We start from the raw sequence: 18633 nt of genomic DNA, 5'->3' as shown, positions 1-18633 counted from the left end.
TAACGACAAATACAGAAAGGCTGTCCCTATCCATCGAAAAATCCGATGAATGAGACAGCTTTTTTGCTTCCAACCTTCTAAAGAACCGTCATGACATCGGACAGGTTCTTTTTGGGAACAAAATAATTCCTTTTTTCATCCACATAATAATCAAGGGTTCCGCTTTCCGGTACAGGGACCACGGTGCTCTTGTGGGCTGGATAGCCAAGGGCAAGACAAAGAAAGACCTCCTGATCCTTTTCAAGGCCCAGAATCCCCTGGATAGCTGCCCGATCAAGGGCAGCGAGGATTGCCGACCCGACGCCTTCACACATAGCACAGTACGCCATAGAATCAACAGCAATGCCTGCATCGATCAAGCTGATGGGGGAAGCGTCCTTGGGGCGTACCAAAAAAATGAGGGCCACCGGTTCCTCCTCTTTTTGAGGCGTACCGATTTCCTTAGGCAGGGCCGCAGCCCAATGAAGATGGGGCAAAAGAGCGGCAAGGGCCTTTGAAGAAACCGCTGCATAAAAGGACAGCACCTGTCCATTCCGGCCGCAGCTCCTTTTATGGGCAATTCCCACCAAATAGGAAAGAAGTCCTTCGGGAAGCGGTTTCTGCAAAAAGCGCCGATAGGTCCGGCATTTTTCAAAAAGGGTTTCTTGCTCTTTACGCGTCATGATGAACACGACCTTTCTTTTTTTGGCAGTTCGTGCAATATCCATAAAGCGTCAGGTCATGGCCCACGATATCAAAATCCGTCTTTTTGGCAAGGTCTTCACTAAAGTCATGAAGCGGGCAGCCATGGATATGAATGACCTTATGGCACCCCAAACAAATCAGGTTGTGGGTATGGCTCATCGTAAAAAGGAGAAACCCGGCCTTCCGCGATTGGGGCATCTGGACCTTTTCCGTAATCTTTTCATCCGTAAAAGTCTCCAACGTCCGATATACGGTGGAAAAGTTGAGGCTTGTCCCTTCCTTTACCAGAGCTTCATAGATTTCATCGGCCGTCAGGACTTCCTGTCGGCTAAGAAGAAGACGCAGGACCTTAAGACGGGGCTGGGTCAATTTCAGGCCATATTGACGGATAATGTCTTCTGCCTTGAGGGATTCATTCACCGCCGTTCACCTCCTTGAAGATGGTCCTGGATTTCCTGATAGATGAGCACAGCAACCAGCAAAATCACAGAAAGTATGGCCGTAATTCCACCGGGAGCTGCCCCCAGTTCATAGGAAATCACTAGACCGCCCATGATATCGATAAAACTAAAAAGAACCGAAAGCAGCAGCGTCCGGTTGAAGCCTTGCCTCAGCTGCAGGGCGGTTGCCACGGGAAGGGCAATGAGGGAGCTGATGACAAGGATACCGACGATGCGGATGGAAACAGAAATGGTGGCCGCCACAAGCAGGGAAAAAACATAATTGATGGCTCGCCTTGGCACACCGGAAATGCGGGCACCATCTTCATCAAAGGACAGCATGACAAGCTGGGGATAAAGCCCCCATACAGCGAGAACAGAAACAAAGGTCAAAGCCCCCACAAGATAAACTTCCTCACGTCCAACGGTGAGGATGCTGCCAAAAAGGAAGGAATCGATATTCGCCTTGACAAGACCTGAACTCACAAGGGTAATGGCAAGCCCCACAGAAAAAGACATGACAATGACGAGAGTCAGCTCTGCATAGCGGCGGAACCGTTCCCGCAGGGCTTCAATCAAAAGGCCAAAAAATGAGGTCATCCAGAAGGCTCCCATGATGGGTGTGGATTTTAAAAGAAGGCCCATGGCTACCCCTGCAAGGGAAGCATGGCTCAACGCATCCCCAATCATGGAATAGCGGCGCAGGACAAGAAAAATACCAATGAGCGGACAAAGCAGGGAGATCAATAGGCTTACAATGAACGCGTTCTGCATGAAGGTATATTCAAACATGGGAACCACCTCCATTATCTGCTACGTATTCAGCAAGATACTCCTCGGGCGTACAGAAATGGCCCCGGCCTCTCACCATATGGAAGAAGGTCGATGCATAGTGGGCGGCATAACGAAGATTATGTTCCACTGTAATCATGGTAACCCCCTTTTTTTCATGAAGCTCCGAAATCAGGGGATATAGGGCCTCTTGGGACCGCAAGTCCATGCCCGTCGATGGTTCATCCAAGATGATGAAGTCCGGGTTGCCAAGAAGGGCCCGGGCCACAAGGACACGCTGGAACTGCCCGCCGGAAAGGGCACCAATCAAATGATTGCGAAATTCGCCCATGCCAACTTGTGCCAACGCCCGCTGTTCTGCCTCAACATCCTTGAGCTTAAGGAGCCGGGCCTGAAAATGGAGCAGTTCAGCCACGGTCATGGGAAACTGCTTATTGATAAGATCAGTGGGCTGCGGGACATAGGCCGCCTGACGGAATGTGGAAGTGAGGGTCCCGTGAAGAGGACGCAGGAGGCCCAGCATGATTTTAATGAGCGTACTCTTGCCGCTGCCATTTTCACCTACGACCGCTACATAGTCCCCATCATGGACTTCCATGCATAAATCCTGAAGGAGAAGGGGTCCCTTTTCATAAGCAAAATCAATATGGGATAATGAAAGCATGGCTCAATCCTTTCTCAAAAAGCGTCTTGGAAAACAATCAGCACCAAGAAACCCATTTATTGTCTTCCTATTATAGAAGGATGCCCATAGAAATGCAAGGCATTTGCAACTATTGACGAACGAATCCGACCATGGTACAATGAATTTGTTATTGCAAATGATTTGCAACAAATTGAAGGAGGTACCATGAAAAAATTTATTCTTGCAGCCTTTCTCATTCTCGGTCTTCTGGCCTCAGGATGCGGCGGTGCGCCCACCGAAAAAAAAGCGGATGAAAAACTCACAGTGGTTGTCAGTTTCAATGCGATGAAGGAATTTACGCAGGCAGTGGGCGGCGACGCCATCCACGTCGTTTCCTTGATTCCCGAAGGCACAGAGCCCCATGGGTTTTCCCCTACAGCCGATCAGATGAAGACCCTGCACAATGCCAAACTCCTCATCGTCCATGGTCTGGGAATGGAACCGTGGGCCCAGAAAATCGCGGAAACATCAGGAAATCCCAATTTGATCGTTGTCGAGGCCTCTAAAGGCGTCACCCCCATTCCCCTGGAAGAGGAAGATGAGGACAATCACGGCGCTGAGGAAAAGGAGCATCACCATCACGGGCCCTATGATCCCCACGCATGGCTCAGCCTGACGGCCGCCCAAATTGAAGTCCAAAACATCGCCGATGCCCTATCCCAAGCCGATCCGGTCCATAAAGAAACCTACAAAAAAAATGCCGCTTCCTACAAGAAACAGCTTCAATCCCTTTATCAGGAATACCAGCCGCGTTTTGAAAAGATTGACCACAAGGATTTTGTTGCCGGCCATGCGGCCTTTGGTTACCTTTGCCGGGATTTTGGGCTCCATATGGACAGTATCGAATCCGTCTTTGCCGAAGGAGAACCAAGTGCCAAACAGATGGCCCGTCTCCTGGATTACTGCCGAGCCCGAGGCATCAAGACCATCTTTACGGAATCTGAGGTCAGTCCCAAGACCTCGGAAACCCTAGCCCGGGAAATTGGGGCCAAAACGGTTCCCATCTACACCATGGAAACCAGCGAGAACGGAAAGGGCTATCTGGAACGAATGAAGGAAAACCTCGCCCATATCGAGGAAAGCCTGCGCTGACCGATTGAGTAAAAGGGATTTCCAAGTGGAACCCCCACCTCTCACACCACCGCGCGTACCGTTACCGTTCGGTACACGGCGGTTTCCTAGTTTTCATAAACGTGCTTGTAATAGCCCGTCATGGTTATGTAACCATGACGGGCTATTTCTTTTACTCCGTGGTATGCGGCATTCAGGTTGTCCCGCGTCAGGATTTGCCCCAACAGACTGTCCGCTCACAAGTTTGCAATGATGTCGTTGTGTTCGGCAGTCCTTACAGGGATAGGCGTTCCCGCATATCCTTGCTGCTTGGCAGCTGCTTTTTGCGGGCAACCTTCTCTATGAAGTTTTCTGATTTTAGTTCCCCACTTGACTCCCTTCATTAACTGACATCTCCTAAAATTCGGTTCTTCCTAGACGGGCTATAGACCATCCAGTACTATGGTCTCAGCTGACTCCTCACGCTAAATCTTGTTTGGGCCATGGCCGCCAACTTCATGGATCCAGCCATGTTCGTGAGGCCTCCCCGGGTAAGAACGCACTCTTTTTCTCCCTTCACCTGCCGCATCTACCCTTTGGGATTCCAAATCGCTATGGGACTTTAATCTGTTTGGCGACCTTATCCATCTCAAATTGGCCTTATGCGGATTCTCTTTGTCAGGTCAGAAATTTGCCTGCCCCTTCCTTCAGATTCCACCTCACGATGTCTCCTTTGGTGTTCGGCTATGACTTTCCCCCGACTAAGGCAGTCTAGGGACTTTCACCCTTAAGAATGCGCCCATGCCGGGCGTACAAACAAGGACCAGGAAAATCAAGGAATTTTCCTGGTCCTTCCTTCATCATATGATGTTATTGCTGACCACTGACAGATCAAAACTAGATCAAAGGATCCCGCTTACCACGTACTGCTCAGCCTGTGCATCCCATTTTAGGGACAAGACCTTTGGGGCCCGGTCAAGAAAGAGGATGGCTTCATCTTTCCGGATCTGGAGGGGGCTGTTAAAGACTGCCACTGGCTGGAACCCAGCAATGGGAAGCGGCCGTACGTTCCCCAGCACGTCGGCACCGATGACGGAAAGGTCCCTCAGTTCCGTCTTTCCCGCACCCCGCGGTCCATAGGACAGGATCAACAGATCCTCCTGGTTCTCTCGGAAGCGAAGCCGATAAAGAACATATTGGTTCCCTTTTTGGAAAGAATAGAGGGCAATCTGTCCATGTTCATGATAAGCAAGGGTCATGACCTTTGCCCCATCATGAAGACCAGCAAGGACAGCACTGATGGGCCGCACATCCCCTTTGACAAATTCTACGGAAAGCGGGGGCTGCAACTGGCCTTCTGCCGTAAAGGTATAATGCTGGGCAAAGAACTGAGCCGCTTCCCCTTGAGGGAGAAAGCCCGCCGCCAATAAGAGTAAGAAGGCGCTAAGCGCCAAAAATTTACGCATCTGGTTCCCCTTCCCACAAACGCTTTTCCTGTAATAAAGCCATTTTATCTTTTCATTATATCGACTCTTTCGGCTTTTCTCAATCCTTCTTTCCAAAAAATCGATTCTGGGATGGCTGCAAAAAGCCCAAAATATGATAAAATAGGGGAGATATTTCAACTAAGAAGGTCACACCATGACAACAACCTTTAATTTTAAGGCAAAAAAAGATGGACAGCCCCTCTATAAACAACTGGCCCGTTACTTTCGGGATGAGATTCAGGAAGATCATCTGCAGGGCGGAGACATGCTGCCTTCCATCCGCAAACTCACAAAAGACCTCAAAGTGAGCCGCACAACCGTGGAAGCAGCCTATGAGATCCTCATCGATCAAGGATATGTACAGAACCTGCCAAGCCGCGGCTTCCGCATTACCCTCACCAAACCGGCAGTACCAGTGGAAATGCCCCCCTTGCAGGAGGAGTCTTTCCACCGTCCTTCCTTTAATTTTGCCAACCATTACATTGACACGACCACTTTTGACACCGTGCTCTGGCGCCGCGCCATCAGCCGTGTCCTGCACAGTCCTGATACGCTCTCAGGTTACGGCGATCCCCAAGGGGAACCTCGTCTCCGGGAAGTCCTTGCCCGCTACAGCTACCAATCAAGGGGAGTTGTCTGCCGCCCGGAACAGATCCTTGTCGGCGCCGGTCTCCAGTCCCTTTTGTCCATACTCATCCCTCTGCTTCCTGTCGAGGAAAAACGAGTCAGTTTCGAAGCTCCCGGCTTTCCCCAAGCTGAATGGATGTTTCACCTCATGGGATGGACCACGGATCGCTATGACCCCGCTGTTCCCTCCAAATCATGGCCGGAACTGCTCGTTGTCAGTCCCACAAACCCCTACAAAGGGCGGGCCCTTTCGGAAAAGGAACGAAGCAACCTCATTGTCGCAACACAATTTGAACGGGTCTATCTCCTCGAAGATGATTACAATGGGGAATTCCGCTATCTCCATCATCCGGTCCCAGCCCTACACAGTTTTGGCAATCGTGAGCGCATCATCTATGTCGGATCCTTTTCCCGAACCATGCTGCCAAGCCTGCGTATCAGCTATTTGGTCCTGCCGGAAAGCTTTCTTCCCCGCTTTCAAAAAATAGCCCCTTTTTACAACCAGACTTCGTCCACAGTAGAGCAACTGGCCCTTGCATCCTATATTGAGGAAGGCCACTTAACGCGACACGTAAAAAAACTGCGCAATCGCTATCGGGAAAAAAGCGTCCTTCTCCAAGACACCCTACAGCGCATCTTTGGCAAAAGAGTTACATTCCTCAGCCTTGAATCAGGCCTTGACCTTCATATCGCCCTTTCCTATGAAATGAGCGCCCAAGCACTTGCTGAAAAAGCAAGCCAGCACAGCATCAAAATCACCCCCATTACATCTTCCACAGACAGCAAAAAACCGGAATTTCTCCTATCTTTTGCAGGAATTGCCAAAGAAGACATTGCTCCCGGTATTGAAGCCCTAAAAAAAGCCCTTGAAGACAGTTAAAAAATCCCTGGCACACGAAACTGCGTGCCAGGGATTTTTTAACTGTCTTCAATAAGAAGTTCCACAAGGCGGCCGCTCTTGATAAAGCTTAGCTCATCAAGATTTTCCTCCAAGGTGTGGTTCTTGCTGTAGCCTGTAGCAATGCCAAGACTAGTGAGGCCCTTGGCATTAAAGATATTGGCATCCATGCCGCCCCCGCCAGCCTCGACACGGGCTGTAAGGCCGAGGCGCCTCAGGGCTTTTTTGGCCTTTTGAAGGATGGGCGCCGTTTCCTCAATGAGGAAGGGTTCATAAAGAAGTTCTTTTTCCACACTTACAAGAGCCCCCGTCTTTTTAGCGCAGTCTTCAGCATGGGTCTTGACAAATTCAGCGTACCGGGAAAGTTCTTCAAGATTCCGGCTCCTTGCTTCCCCCTTTGCCCAGGCGTCGGCACAGACTACATTGGTTGACTCATTGCCCGTTCCCAGTATGGGGAAATTAGCCACCAGTTCTTCATTCACGCGCCCATCGGGCAGGGTATCCAAGATGTGACAGAGAATATGGGCCGCATTGATGCCATTTTCCGGCTCATTACCGGCATGGGCCGGTTTTCCTTTGACGTGGATGGCAAAACGGACATGACCGGGGGCCCCATTGACGAGCCGCCCCAAAAGACCGGGACTGTCCAGGACAAAGCAGCAGGAGCTCTGAAAAACCGAAAGATCCAAGGCCTTACCACCAAAAAGGCCGGCTTCTTCACCGACGGTGAAGGCAATTTCAATGCGCGGATGGGGATTCCCTGAAGAAAGGGTAGGTACGACGTACACCGTCCAGGATAGCACAGATGCCGCTCACATCGTCGGCAGCGAGAATCGTATCACCTCCAGAATACAGCACGCCGTCCTTTTCCCTAACCTTGATGCCATGGCCGTTCTTGACCCGGTCCATATGGCTGCAAAACAGGACGGATCCCTTCCTCGTTCCAGGAAGGATGGCAATGAGGTTTCCCGTATCGCCGCCAAACGTGCGGCCTGCCTCGTCTTCCCTTACGGTAAAGCCCAAGGCTTCCAGTTTCCTTTTTAGAACATCAGCCAGCATCCGTTCCTTTCCGGACGCACAGTCAATGCCTACAAGTTCCCTAAACTCTTCAAGTATGGGTTTCACTAGCGCTTCTCCTTTCTCTCCCCATTATAGGAGGTGAGCCATGATACTGGCAACGATGATGGAAAAAATCGTGACCGATGTAAAGCCTGAAATGACATAAGCCGTCCCGATGCGGGTTGAAAGATAATCCACTTCCTCATCGGTCTCGCCTACGGTCTTTGCAATTTCGTCACTGATGAGCTGCGTTCCAGGATAGCCAATCATCTGGCACATAGCAATACCGATGGCAAGGTCCCTATCCCCAACAATCTTCCATACGGGAAGAACCTTGAATATGACGACAATCCCCAAAAGCGTGAGCGCAAAGACACAGGCCACGAAAAATCCCAGTTGGGGCAGCATGGACAGATCCACTTTGGCAAGGGAAGGCACAATGACGGTAAGGACCCCAAACATGAAAAATCCCGTCGACGCCCCATGATTCTTCATGAAATTGGGCGGCACAAGGCCCAAGGCCCGAAGGCCAATGCCAAAGAGCATACACCAAATGGTCAGGCCCACCCATTTATGGGTAAAGACACCGCCCCAAAAACCGACATAGCTGCACAAGGCTCCAATGAAAAGGCAAATATAGGCGGTATAGTGCCGTCCATGCCGCTCAGCAAAGGTTTGGCGCCGCGGATTGTTTTCTGCCCTTTGGGAAGCAAACACAAAGGTGGGGTCATCTTTTTTGGCACGGCGAAAATCAGCCAAATAACGCCGCGCGGCTCGAAGGCCAAAATAGGAAGCCGGCAAGGTACCGACAAATTTCTGTGTAGCATATAGAAAAGCGGCCAAAGCCGCGGTCAAGGGCAAACCCTTTTCAAGGGCGGCCGCTACCATCGTATTGGTCGCAATCACGCCGCCATTGATGACGGGCGCCGAGGCAAGGGCATTTTCCCGACCAATAAGGGGAATCATGGCCAAACAGCTCACGACAGCAATGATCATGGAAATGATGCTTCCTGCTACGCTGCGCCACTCCCTTTTGAGCATCCTCACATCCACACTGGATCCCATATTAACAAGGAGCATGCCAATGGCAATGGGGCCCAAGGTCCCCAGACCGGCCCGTTTGACGATATCCGGAGGAATCGTATGGGTCAGGAAAAGGATCAGGAAGGTCATCATAATGACAAACAAGGACGAAATCCGCGCCTTCGTAAGGATCGAAATCACATCGCCCAAAGCAAAGACAGCAAGGACAATCAAAAGCGAAGTCCACATTTCCATCAGCCATTCCCCCTACTTCCAGTAGACATACAACAGGATTGTTTCCATAACATATACAATGATTTTAAATATAGTTAGTTATTTTATCTATATTGTTTATATTTGTCAATGGAAAGCTGACTTTTTGTTTTTTATTCTCAAAAAAACAGGTCTCATCCCTTTATCTTCCCCTTTGTCGATTCGTTTCTGTTTCAATCCTGACAATTTAAAACAATGCGGTCCTTTTCTTAAAAAATAGCTTGACAAGTCCACAATAGATGGATAGAATTTCACATGTCAACTCAAATAGGTTACAAATCCAATGACGGGAACAAGTACTCTGTTCCACCAGATTACAGAGAGCCGGCGCTTGGTGAAAGCCGGAATCTGGCCGCAGACGAAGATCCTCCCTGAGGAGCAGGACTGAATCCAGTAAGTCCTGACGATTGATCCCCGTTAGTGGAAACGCGTATGTCAGTACGTTGAGTGCCCATTCATCCGGATGGGAATAAGGGTGGTACCGCGAATCATTTCGTCCCTCATGATGAGGGGCGTTTTTTTATACCCTGATTTCCCTGCACTCCAATTGTTATGAAAGAGAGGTCTGTATCATGAGAAGTGATATCACAAAAAAAGGATCCCAACGTTCTGCCCACCGCAGCCTGTTCCATGCCATGGGCTACACCAATGAAGAACTGCAGCGTCCCATGATTGGCGTTGTCAATTCCTTCAACGAAATCGTACCCGGCCATATGCACCTGCGGGAAATTGCCGATGCTGTGAAGATGGGTGTGGCCGAAGCAGGCGGCATGCCCGTTGAATTTCCTGCCATCGCCATCTGTGACGGCATTGCCATGGGCCATGACGGCATGAAATATCCTCTCGCGAGCCGCGAACTCATTGCCGATTCCATCGAAGCTGTAGCGAATGGTCATGCCTTTGACGGACTGGTCATGATTCCCAACTGCGACAAAATCGTGCCGGGCATGCTCATGGCAGCCGGACGGCTCAACATCCCCACTGTCGTCGTCAGCGGCGGCCCCATGCTTGCCGGCCGCTGGAAAGGGCGCGACATCAGTGTCAGCACCATGTTTGAAGCAGCCGGAAAATTTGAAGCCGGCGAACTATCGGCCGATGAAATGGAAGCCATGGAATTCCGAGCCTGCCCGAGCTGCGGCTCCTGCGCCGGCTTATTTACAGCAAATACCATGAACAGCCTGACCGAAGTATTGGGCATGGGGCTAGCAGGTAACGGTACCATTCCGGCCGCTTATTCCGGACGCCGCCGCATGCTGGCAAAAAAAGCCGGCTGGGCAGTCATGGATCTTGTAAAGAAAAATGTCCTTCCCCGCGACATCATGACCCTTGAAGCCTTTGAAAATGCCATTGCCGTTGACATGGCCATTGGCGGCTCAACCAATACGGTTCTACACTTGCCGGCCATCGCTCACGAAGCAGGCGTCGATCTATCCCTTGACCTTTTTGATGAAATCAGCCGCAAGGCCCGCTATATCACGAAGATGAGCCCTGGCGGTTCCTACCATATGCAGGACCTTGACGAAGCAGGCGGCATTTCCGCGGTCATGAAGGAACTGACAAAAATTGGCCTCATCCATACGGACTGCCTCACCGTGACAGGTCCCCTAAAGGACCGTCTGGCCCATGCTTTCGTCGAAAACCATGAAGTCATCCATGACATTGACAACGCCTACATGAATAAGGGCGGTATTGCCATCCTCAAAGGAAACCTTGCGCCTTTGGGCAGCGTCATCAAGGAAAGCGCTGTGGAAAAAGAGCTTCTGACTTATGAAGGAACAGCCAAATGCTACGATTCGGAAGAAGCAGCCATCAAGGCCATTACGGGCGGTGAAATCAAGGAAGGTCATGTCGTCGTCATTCGCTACGAAGGCCCGAAGGGCGGCCCGGGTATGCGGGAAATGCTCAACCCCACAGCCGTCATTACAGGTATGGGGCTCAAGGTTGCTCTCCTGACGGACGGCCGCTTCTCCGGAGCCAGCCGCGGTGCCTGCGTCGGCCACATTTCCCCGGAAGCCATGGAAGGCGGTCCCATCGCCCTTGTCAAAGATGGGGACAGGATCCTCGTCGACGTTCCGAATCGCCGACTCGAGCTGCTGGTTGATGAGGCGGAACTTGCAAGAAGAAAAGCCGCTTGGAAAAGACCGGAACCAAAAGTCAAGACGGGTTACCTATCCCGCTATGCCCGCCTTGTTACAAGCGCCAATACGGGCGCTGTCATGAAATAATCGAAAGGAAGTCTTACCTATGAAAAACTTTTGTGCCTTGATTGGAAAATATTTCGGCCTCCTTGCCGTTGCGTTCCTTGTCCTAGGCTTTATGGATCCCGGCCTTTTCCGCTGGGTCCTCGGCAAAGTGGGCAGTGTCTCTGTCCTGAGCCTGCTCCTTGGTGTTGTTATGTTTGGGATGGGGACCACCCTGTCCCTTAAGGATTTTGTTCTCGTCTTCAAGCGGCCAAAAGACGTCCTCTTGGGCGCTGTGGCGCAGTTTTTTATTATGCCTTTCCTTGCCTATCTGCTCTCCCGCGCCTTTGACCTGAGTCCGGCCCTTACAGTCGGTGTCGTTCTGGTCGGCACCTGCCCAGGCGGCACATCGAGCAACGTCATTACCTTCATGAGCAAAGGGGATCTGGCCCTATCGGTCACCATGACGAGCGTATCGACCGTCCTGTCACCGATTCTGACGCCTTTTATCACCTATCTCCTCATTGGGGAAAAGATTGCCTTTGATCCTGTGGGCATGTTTTTGAGTATCCTCCAGATCGTCATTCTTCCCATCTGCCTTGGCGTGGCCCTCCGGACCTTCCTGCCGAGACTTGCCCGTGCGGCAACGGACTATACACCGGCTGTCTCTGCCCTTGCCATCAGCCTAATCATCGGCGGTGTCATCGGAGCCAGTAAAGCGGCCATCCTAGCCAATGTAGGCGTCATCTTCCTCGTTGTCATCCTGCACAACTGCCTGGGCTATGCCTTGGGCTTTGCTGTGGCAAGACTGGTCGGACTTCCTTGGAAAAAAGCAGTGGCCCTTTCCATCGAAGTGGGCATGCAGAATTCCGGACTTGCCGTGGGGCTTGCCAAAGCCCATTTTGCCGCCATGCCGACAGCTACTGTGCCTGGTGCTGTCTTTTCTGCTTGGCACAATATTTCCGGTGCCGTCTTGGCCTATCTCTATCTCAACGTCCTCAATCCCCGCTTTGACCCGGATTACGAAAAAGAACAGACCGTCTTGGAATCAGCTCCTGCAAAAGCCTGATCCCCACAAGGAGCTGCCTTAGGCAGCTCCTTTTTTCATAATAAAGGAGGAATCCCATGCTGAACCTACCACCCCTGGAAGCACTCCTGGCCTTTCACGGTCTTTTGACAGATCCTATCATAGCAGCGCTTTCCAAAGCTGCTCAAAGCGGTAAGGCAGCCCCTTCCTTAAGTGCCCAGCTTGTGGAAAAAGCCGAGACCTTAGGGCTTTGGGGCCGCCTTCCGGCCACTTATCTCGTCCACCTTTTGGGAGGCGCCAGCCTTCCCCTGTCCCGCTTTCTGGAAAAAGGGCAGCAGACAGGACCCTCTCTCAAAAAGGCCCTCCAGCATGACCTATCGATTCTCTGGCCCTATCTTTTCCTGGACCCGTGTGACCTTTCCCTGTCCCCGCTCCTAGCTCATTACGAGCCCACGATACACCATGCCCGTAAAGGGGAAATTGCCCTTTTGCAGGCCCTCTTATCGGCCAAGGACCCGGACGAAGGGGCAACAATCGTTTTGTCCCACTACGAAAGCTATGGATCCGGTCTTTTTTCTGAATTTGACGCCTTTCGCCTTGATGAAGACGGCCTCCTTGTCGGTATTTCCGATTTTCCCCATTACGACGATAGGGACCTTTTGGGCTACGAGGCGCAAAAAACAGCCCTCCTTGACAATACGGCCGTTTTTGCAGCAGGAAAGAAAGGTAACAATGTGCTGCTCACCGGGGCCCGGGGAACGGGAAAATCCACCCTGGTCAAAGCCATGGTTTCCCGCTTTGGAGAAAAAGGTCTGCGCCTTGTCCAAATGGAGCGAACCCAACTGGACCACCTGCCCCGTCTTCTATCCCTCCTCGGCCAAGAAAAGCACTATCGTTTTGTGCTTTTTTTGGATGACCTATCCTTTGACGAGGGAGAACAGGAATACAAGATCCTCAAATCAGCCATTGACGGCAGCGTCACGTCCCAGCCGGAAAACGTCCTGCTTTATGTGACAAGCAACCGCCGCCATCTCATCAAAGAAACCTGGAAGGACCGGAAGGATGATGCAGATGATGTCTACCGCGACGACCACACGAACGAGTCCATCTCCCTTTCAGACCGTTTTGGACTCATCCTTCATTATGGCAAGCTGTCCCAAGAAGAATACCTTGATATCATTGCCCATGAACTGTCCAAGAAAGGGATTGCGCTTTCCCGAGAAGAACTCCGAGTCGAAGCCGTGCGCTGGGAAATGGAACATTCTGGGCGCAATGGACGGATTGCCCATCAGTTTGTGACATGGTATGTAGGGCAGTGTTTTCTCAAAAAGGACAAATCTATTTAATCCTGTTTCTAAGGTTACACTTTAATTTATTTTATGGTACATTTAGAAGAAAGATGGATTTTTTTGTTGACGCATTGCCATTTTTTCGCTACAATGCATTCATACTTTTTAACAAGTCCATAACAAAAAATCTAACGATGGGAAAGAGTAACGGGCGTGACCGCTCCAGAGAGCCGGCGGTTGGTGCGAGCCGGTGTTGGGACCGCTTGTGAAAATCCTCCCTGAAGAGAAGTGCTGAAGCTTTGGCGGTAAGTGCTGACGGCCGTTCCCCGTTATAGGAAACGCGTATGTTGGTACGTTTGAGAGCGTCTGGATCTCGTAAGAGGCCAGGAATCAGGGTGGTAACGCGGACTTTTGAATCCGTCCCTTAAAGGGACGGATCTTTTTATTTTAGCAAAAACGGCATCGATGCCGACCAAACGTATCAACCCCCCTGCAAGGAAGAGAAAGAGGTAAAGAACATGGCAAAGGTATTTTATGATCAAGATGTCAATTGGGAAGTACTGAAAAGAAAGAAAGTCGCCATCATCGGCTATGGCAGCCAAGGACACGCCCATGCCCTGAATCTCAAGGAAAGCGGTGTAGATGTTGTCGTAGGGCTTTATAAGGACAGCCATTCCGCAGAAGCTGCCCGAAAAGCGGGTCTTTCCGTCAAGACGGTCAGTGAAGCGGTTGCTGAAGCGGACGTCACCATGGTCCTCATCCCTGATGAAAAACAGGCCGATGTCTATAAGGACGAAATCGGTCCGAACCTCAAAAAAGGCAGCGCCCTTGCCTTTGCCCATGGATTCAATATCCATTTCAAACAGATTGTGCCCCCTGCTGACGTAGATGTCTTCATGGTCGCCCCCAAGGGCCCAGGTCACCTTGTTCGCCGAACCTTTGTCGAAGGCGGTGGTGTCCCCGATGTCTTTGCCGTTGAACAGGACGCGACAGGAAAGTGTTTCGATCTTGCCCTGGCCTATGCCCGCGGTATTGGGGGAACCAGAGCCGGTGTCATCCAGACGACCTTCCAAGAAGAAACGGAAACGGACCTTTTTGGGGAACAGGCCGTTTTGTGCGGCGGTATCTGCCAGCTCATCACCAACGGCTTCGAAACTTTATGCGAAGCTGGCTATCAGCCGGAAATTGCCTATTTTGAAACGTTCCATGAGATGAAGCTGATTGTGGATCTCATGTATGAAGGCGGCATGGCCAAGATGAGAAAATCCATCAGTGATACGGCAGAATATGGTGACTATACAAGCGGTAAACGGGTTGTCCCGAAAGAAGCCACCAAAAAAGCCATGAAGGAAGTCCTTTCCGATATCCAAGATGGGACCTTCGCCAAGGACTGGCTCCTTGAAAATAAAGCTGGCGGCAGGGCCCACTTCCTGGCTCTGCGCAGACAGGCCGCCCAGCATCCTTTGGAGACAGTTGGTGCCAAACTGCGCGATATGATGCCTTGGCTCCACGACAACGACCAAAAAGACTGATAAGCCCCCAACGGGAGAGAAAAGGAGACCATCATGAAGATGATTGGTGCACGGGCCCTCATTGAGTGCCTCAAAAAAGAACAGGTTCAGGTGGTCTTCGGCTACCCCGGCGGTTCTGTCCTAACGCTCTATAACGAACTGGATCAATCGGACATTACCCATGTCCTTACCGGTCATGAACAGGGAGCTGTCCATGCGGCAGACGGCTACGCCCGGGCAACGGGACATACCGGAGTTGCCTTTGCCACCTCCGGACCAGGTGTCTGCAATATGGTAACAGGCATTGCTACAGCGGCCATGGATTCCATTCCCCTGGTTGTCATCAGCGGTCAGGTCGCCACCACCCTCATCGGCCGTGACTCCTTTCAGGAAGCGGATATTTCGGGTATTACGACCCCCATTACCAAACACAACTATCTTGTAAAAAACGTCAAGGAACTGCCCCGTGTCATCAAGGAAGCTTTTTACATTGCTTCCACGGGACGGCCCGGTCCGGTCCTTGTCGATATTGCCAAAGATGTCTTTGATGCCGAGCTTGACTTCTCCTACCCTGATTCGGTCCGCCTCCGCGGCTATAAGGGCAGCATCAAGGGCGACGAAAAAGACATCGATGAAGCCGTCGAAGCCCTCAAAGAAGCTAGGAAGCCCCTCATCCTCACGGGGGGCGGCCTGATTCTCAGTGAAACGGCGTCCTTGCTTCGTACGCTTGTAAAATCCCTTGGTGTTCCTGTCGTCACAACCCTCATGGGCAAAGGGGCCATCCCCGACAGTTGGGACCTCCAACTGGGTCTGGCCGGTATGCACGGATCCTATGCGTCCAACATGGGCATTACCGACTGTGACCTGCTCCTTAGCTTCGGGGCACGCTTTGATGACCGCGTCACTGGTGACGTGGAAAACTTTGCCCCCAACGCCAAGATTGTTCATTTCGATATCGATAAAGTCGAAATCAACAAGATTGTCCATGCCGATATCAGCGTCAATGGAGACCTGCGCTGGTCCCTTCCCCTTTTTATCAAAAAGATCAAAGCCCTTGACGAAAAGTCCCTCCAAGCCCAATATGGATCCTGGCGCGAGAAGGTACTTCTCAACAAAAGACAGCATCCCTTTGCCTCAGTGCCCCAAAAAGGCGTCATTACACCAGAAGCACTCTTTAACGCTGCCAAAACCTATACCGATGAGGATACAGTCATCGTAACCGATGTGGGGCAGCACCAGATGTGGGCCGCCCAGTTCTTTCCTCTTGCAGCCCCCCGCCGCTTCATTACTTCCGGCGGTTTGGGAACCATGGGGTATGGCCTTCCGGCAGCTCTGGGAGCCAAGGTGGGCTGCCCCAAATGCAAGGTTGTCCTCTTTACGGGAGATGGCAGCATTCTCATGAACTGCCAGGAATTTTCCACCCTTCATCGCTATGCGGTCGAAGTCAAAGTCATTGTTCTCCAAAACGGGGTCCTGGGTATGGTCAACCAGTGGCAGCGCCTCTTCTACGGCGGAAGACAGGCGGCATCCGTCATCAATGATTTTCCTGATATGGCAAAGGTCGCCCGCGCCATGGATGTACCAAGTTTTACAGCCGCTTCCCCTGACGACCTTAAACAGGGGCTGGACCAGCTTTTTGAAACACCGGGTCCCGCCCTGCTTAAGGTGATCATTCCGTCGGAACAAAAAGTCTACCCCATGGTTCCCGGCGGCAGGCGCCTTGACGAAATGATCCTTACCGATCCAGAATGGAAAGAAGGTGCTCCTCAATGAGACAGCATTTAGCCATCCTCTGCGACAATAAACCCGGTGTCTTGACCCATGTTGCCGGCCTCATCAGCCGCCGCGCCATCAACATTGAGTGCATCAATGCTGGCTATACGGAAGAGCCGGACGTGACACGCATCAACATCGTCGTCACCGTGGAAAATAAGGCCGAACTGGACCAGGCCATCAACCAGCTGGCAAAACTCATCGATGTCATCAAAGTCGTTAACCTTGATGAAGCCCCTTATGTGAGTTACGAGCTGGCCATGGTAAAGGTTAAGTGCCCCACGCCAACCATTCGCTGCGAACTTTCCAACCTGGCAGAACTCTTTCATGCCAAGATTGTTGACGTCCAGCCGGAATCCCTGGTCTTTCGCATTACAGGCCGAGAAGATCATGTGGAAGCCACCTTGATTATGCTCTGCCAATATGAGATCCTGGAAATTGCCCGTACCGGGCAGATTTCCCTTTCAAGAGGACTTATTCCCTTAAAGAACTGTTAAGCGCAAAAAATAGCTGAGAAGAATTGTAAATCTCATTTCTTCTCAGCTATTTTTTAGTCCCTTATTTTCCCAACCGGCAGCAGAAATCTTTATACCCAATAAAGGTATTGCTCCTACCGTCATATAAAAAACAGTTCTATAATTTATTTTGGGGCGCTAACGTGACCGCCTGGGTGCGTGTCCTCTCAGCGCCTACTTTTTTTCAATAAAAAAATAGGCATATGCACTCAAATCCTCTACAATTAAAGTGATCAAACAATAAAGAAAGTGAGTTGAATACATATGCCTTCTCTAGATTATATCGAAAAATTAACAGGAATTAAAGAGGAATGGATTCAAAATTTAAAGGAAACGGAATCAGCCTTGGTTTTAGCGGTTCAGCTGCCGCCTCAAGAACACATCTGCCCTCATTGTAAGGCCGCTACAAGACGCGTAAAGGGCTGCTATACGCGCCTCATCAAACATTCCCCACTTCTCATCAAGAGTTGCATCTCCCGTATCGCTAGAGGCGCTATAGATGCAGCTGTGGTCACACAGTTAACGAGTAGAGCCCCTTTGCCTCTCCGTATTTCCAAACCTCTTCCTCGCTTCAACAAGTCATGCTCCAGGAGCTGCGTCAACACCTTTCTTTCCAAGAAGTGGCCAGACGATGCCATGTCAGCACCAGCCAGGTCATTCGTGTCTTTAATGAAGTCCATATTCCTCGTCCCAGTCACCTTCCCCGCGTGCTTTCCATCGATGAATTTAAAGGAAATGCTGCCGGTCAGAAGTACCAAGTCATCATCACTGACTCTGAAAACAAGCGGATAATGGACATTCTTCCGGCACGAACCACACCGGCTCTGCTCCAGTATTTCTATCAATTCCCAATGAGTGAACAACGAAAAGTAGAATTTGTCACAATGGACATGTCTATGCAGTTCCGTTCAGTCATAAAAACAATCTTCCCCAAGGCGCGCATCGTGGAAGATCGTTTTCACATGATTGGCTTAGTCCAAGCTCTTAAGATCAGACATAAGAAAAACACCTCACTGCCTAAAGCAAGTGAGGTGTCAATCCAACCGGCAACTTCCTATCCTCCCGGACCGTTTCCAGTCGAGTACTTTCGGCGTTTAAGGGCTTAACTGCTGTGTTCGGCATGGGAACAGGTGGAACCCCTTAGCTATCGTCACCGGATTATGTTGTTGAAGGCATGAGCCCTCAAAACTTCATGAAGAGACTTCCTTGTCCTTTTCGGACTTCGATGAAAACTTGGCCCTTAAGTCAAGCCCTCGACATATTAGTACAGGTCAGCTTAACACATTGCTGTGCTTACACATCCTGCCTATCAACCTTGTA

17 protein-coding genes, 2 rRNA genes, 1 pseudogene and 2 other annotated features are annotated in these 18633 nt (G+C 50.9%); of the genes and pseudogenes, 9 read left to right on the top strand and 11 right to left on the bottom strand.

The window, feature by feature from the left end; genetic code table 11:
- Positions 1-77: 77 nt before the first annotated feature.
- Genes H503_RS0102040 through H503_RS0102025 form a run of 4 tightly spaced genes read right to left on the bottom strand, consistent with a single transcriptional unit; the run spans position 78 to position 2580 of the window.
- Positions 78-662 carry a nitroreductase family protein gene (locus H503_RS0102040; protein WP_009015708.1) on the bottom strand — a complete coding sequence of 195 codons (585 nt, stop codon included), beginning with the start codon at positions 660-662 and terminating at the stop codon, positions 78-80.
- Entirely contained in the window at positions 652-1104 is a 453-nt protein-coding gene (locus H503_RS0102035) for a Fur family transcriptional regulator (protein WP_009015707.1), read from the bottom strand. The genes H503_RS0102040 and H503_RS0102035 overlap by 11 nt, the downstream gene beginning before the upstream one ends.
- Positions 1101-1916: a metal ABC transporter permease gene (locus H503_RS0102030; protein ID WP_009015706.1), complete on the bottom strand. Its 816-nt coding sequence runs from the start codon at positions 1914-1916 to the stop codon at positions 1101-1103. The genes H503_RS0102035 and H503_RS0102030 overlap by 4 nt, the downstream gene beginning before the upstream one ends.
- Positions 1909-2580 carry a metal ABC transporter ATP-binding protein gene (locus tag H503_RS0102025; RefSeq protein WP_009015705.1) on the bottom strand — a complete coding sequence of 224 codons (672 nt, stop codon included), beginning with the start codon at positions 2578-2580 and terminating at the stop codon, positions 1909-1911. The genes H503_RS0102030 and H503_RS0102025 overlap by 8 nt, the downstream gene beginning before the upstream one ends.
- A 186-nt stretch (positions 2581-2766) precedes the next feature.
- Here H503_RS0102025 and H503_RS0102020 point away from each other — a divergent pair, with 186 nt between their 5' ends.
- The gene (locus H503_RS0102020) at positions 2767-3693 is read left to right on the top strand and encodes a metal ABC transporter substrate-binding protein (protein WP_009015704.1); all 927 of its coding nucleotides are present in this window, start codon (positions 2767-2769) and stop codon (positions 3691-3693) included.
- Positions 3694-3908: 215 nt separating this feature from the next.
- Here H503_RS0102020 and H503_RS12495 read toward each other — a convergent pair whose 3' ends face one another.
- The gene (locus H503_RS12495; RefSeq protein WP_014128029.1) at positions 3909-4055 is read right to left on the bottom strand and encodes a hypothetical protein; all 147 of its coding nucleotides are present in this window, start codon (positions 4053-4055) and stop codon (positions 3909-3911) included.
- A 498-nt stretch (positions 4056-4553) separates the two neighbouring features.
- Positions 4554-5117, bottom strand: coding sequence for a hypothetical protein (locus tag H503_RS0102010; protein WP_009015703.1), 564 nt, complete (start codon positions 5115-5117; stop codon positions 4554-4556).
- 175 nt (positions 5118-5292) lie between these two features.
- Between H503_RS0102010 and pdxR the strand changes: the two genes are divergently transcribed.
- Positions 5293-6645, top strand: coding sequence for a MocR-like pyridoxine biosynthesis transcription factor PdxR (gene pdxR, locus H503_RS0102005; protein ID WP_009015702.1), 1353 nt, complete (start codon positions 5293-5295; stop codon positions 6643-6645).
- A 38-nt stretch (positions 6646-6683) separates the two neighbouring features.
- Here the strand turns inward: pdxR and H503_RS11730 are convergent, their stop codons facing one another.
- The 3 genes from H503_RS11730 to H503_RS0101995 are packed head-to-tail and all read right to left on the bottom strand — an operon-like array spanning position 6684 to position 9000.
- Complete coding sequence (locus H503_RS11730; RefSeq protein ID WP_248604824.1) at positions 6684-7466, bottom strand: M20/M25/M40 family metallo-hydrolase; 783 nt, start codon at positions 7464-7466, stop codon at positions 6684-6686.
- Entirely contained in the window at positions 7402-7788 is a 387-nt protein-coding gene (locus H503_RS12665) for a zinc-binding metallopeptidase family protein (RefSeq protein ID WP_248604823.1), read from the bottom strand. Before H503_RS12665 ends, H503_RS11730 begins: the two co-directional genes overlap by 65 nt.
- 24 nt (positions 7789-7812) lie before the next feature.
- Positions 7813-9000, bottom strand: a complete 1188-nt coding sequence (locus H503_RS0101995) for a hypothetical protein (RefSeq protein ID WP_014128027.1) — start codon at positions 8998-9000, stop codon at positions 7813-7815.
- Between the two features lie 292 nt (positions 9001-9292).
- Positions 9293-9522: a binding site (T-box leader), on the top strand.
- A gap of 68 nt (positions 9523-9590) precedes the next feature.
- Between H503_RS0101995 and ilvD the strand changes: the two genes are divergently transcribed.
- The 7 genes and pseudogenes from ilvD to H503_RS12925 all read left to right on the top strand — a co-directional run.
- Positions 9591-11243 carry a dihydroxy-acid dehydratase gene (gene ilvD, locus H503_RS0101990; RefSeq protein ID WP_009016365.1) on the top strand — a complete coding sequence of 551 codons (1653 nt, stop codon included), beginning with the start codon at positions 9591-9593 and terminating at the stop codon, positions 11241-11243.
- Positions 11244-11262: 19 nt separating this feature from the next.
- A complete protein-coding gene (locus H503_RS0101985; RefSeq protein ID WP_009016366.1) occupies positions 11263-12267 on the top strand; it encodes a bile acid:sodium symporter family protein in 1005 nt (334 codons plus the stop codon).
- Positions 12268-12323: 56 nt separating this feature from the next.
- A complete protein-coding gene (locus H503_RS0101980) occupies positions 12324-13571 on the top strand; it encodes an ATP-binding protein (protein WP_009016367.1) in 1248 nt (415 codons plus the stop codon).
- Positions 13572-13696: 125 nt separating this feature from the next.
- Positions 13697-13942, top strand: a binding site (T-box leader).
- 90 nt (positions 13943-14032) lie between these two features.
- Positions 14033-15046 (top strand): ketol-acid reductoisomerase, encoded by a 1014-nt coding sequence (ilvC, locus tag H503_RS0101975; protein WP_009016368.1) that lies wholly within the window; start codon positions 14033-14035, stop codon positions 15044-15046.
- 33 nt (positions 15047-15079) lie between these two features.
- Positions 15080-16798: a biosynthetic-type acetolactate synthase large subunit gene (gene ilvB / locus H503_RS0101970; RefSeq protein ID WP_022227489.1), complete on the top strand. Its 1719-nt coding sequence runs from the start codon at positions 15080-15082 to the stop codon at positions 16796-16798.
- Positions 16795-17295 carry an acetolactate synthase small subunit gene (ilvN, locus tag H503_RS0101965; protein WP_009016370.1) on the top strand — a complete coding sequence of 167 codons (501 nt, stop codon included), beginning with the start codon at positions 16795-16797 and terminating at the stop codon, positions 17293-17295. The genes ilvB and ilvN overlap by 4 nt, the downstream gene beginning before the upstream one ends.
- A gap of 282 nt (positions 17296-17577) precedes the next feature.
- Positions 17578-18317: pseudogene (locus tag H503_RS12925) on the top strand (transposase); the annotation flags it as partial.
- Between the two features lie 37 nt (positions 18318-18354).
- On the opposite strand, the gene rrf reads toward H503_RS12925, so the two are convergent.
- Positions 18355-18471, bottom strand: a 5S ribosomal RNA gene (rrf, locus tag H503_RS0101955).
- Positions 18472-18554: 83 nt separating this feature from the next.
- Positions 18555-18633 (bottom strand): 23S ribosomal RNA (locus tag H503_RS0101950); the annotation flags it as partial.

The sequence above is a fragment of the Acidaminococcus intestini DSM 21505 genome, assembly GCF_000425045.1.
Taxonomy (GTDB): domain Bacteria; phylum Bacillota; class Negativicutes; order Acidaminococcales; family Acidaminococcaceae; genus Acidaminococcus; species Acidaminococcus intestini.
This window is presented reverse-complemented; position numbering and strand designations above follow the sequence as displayed.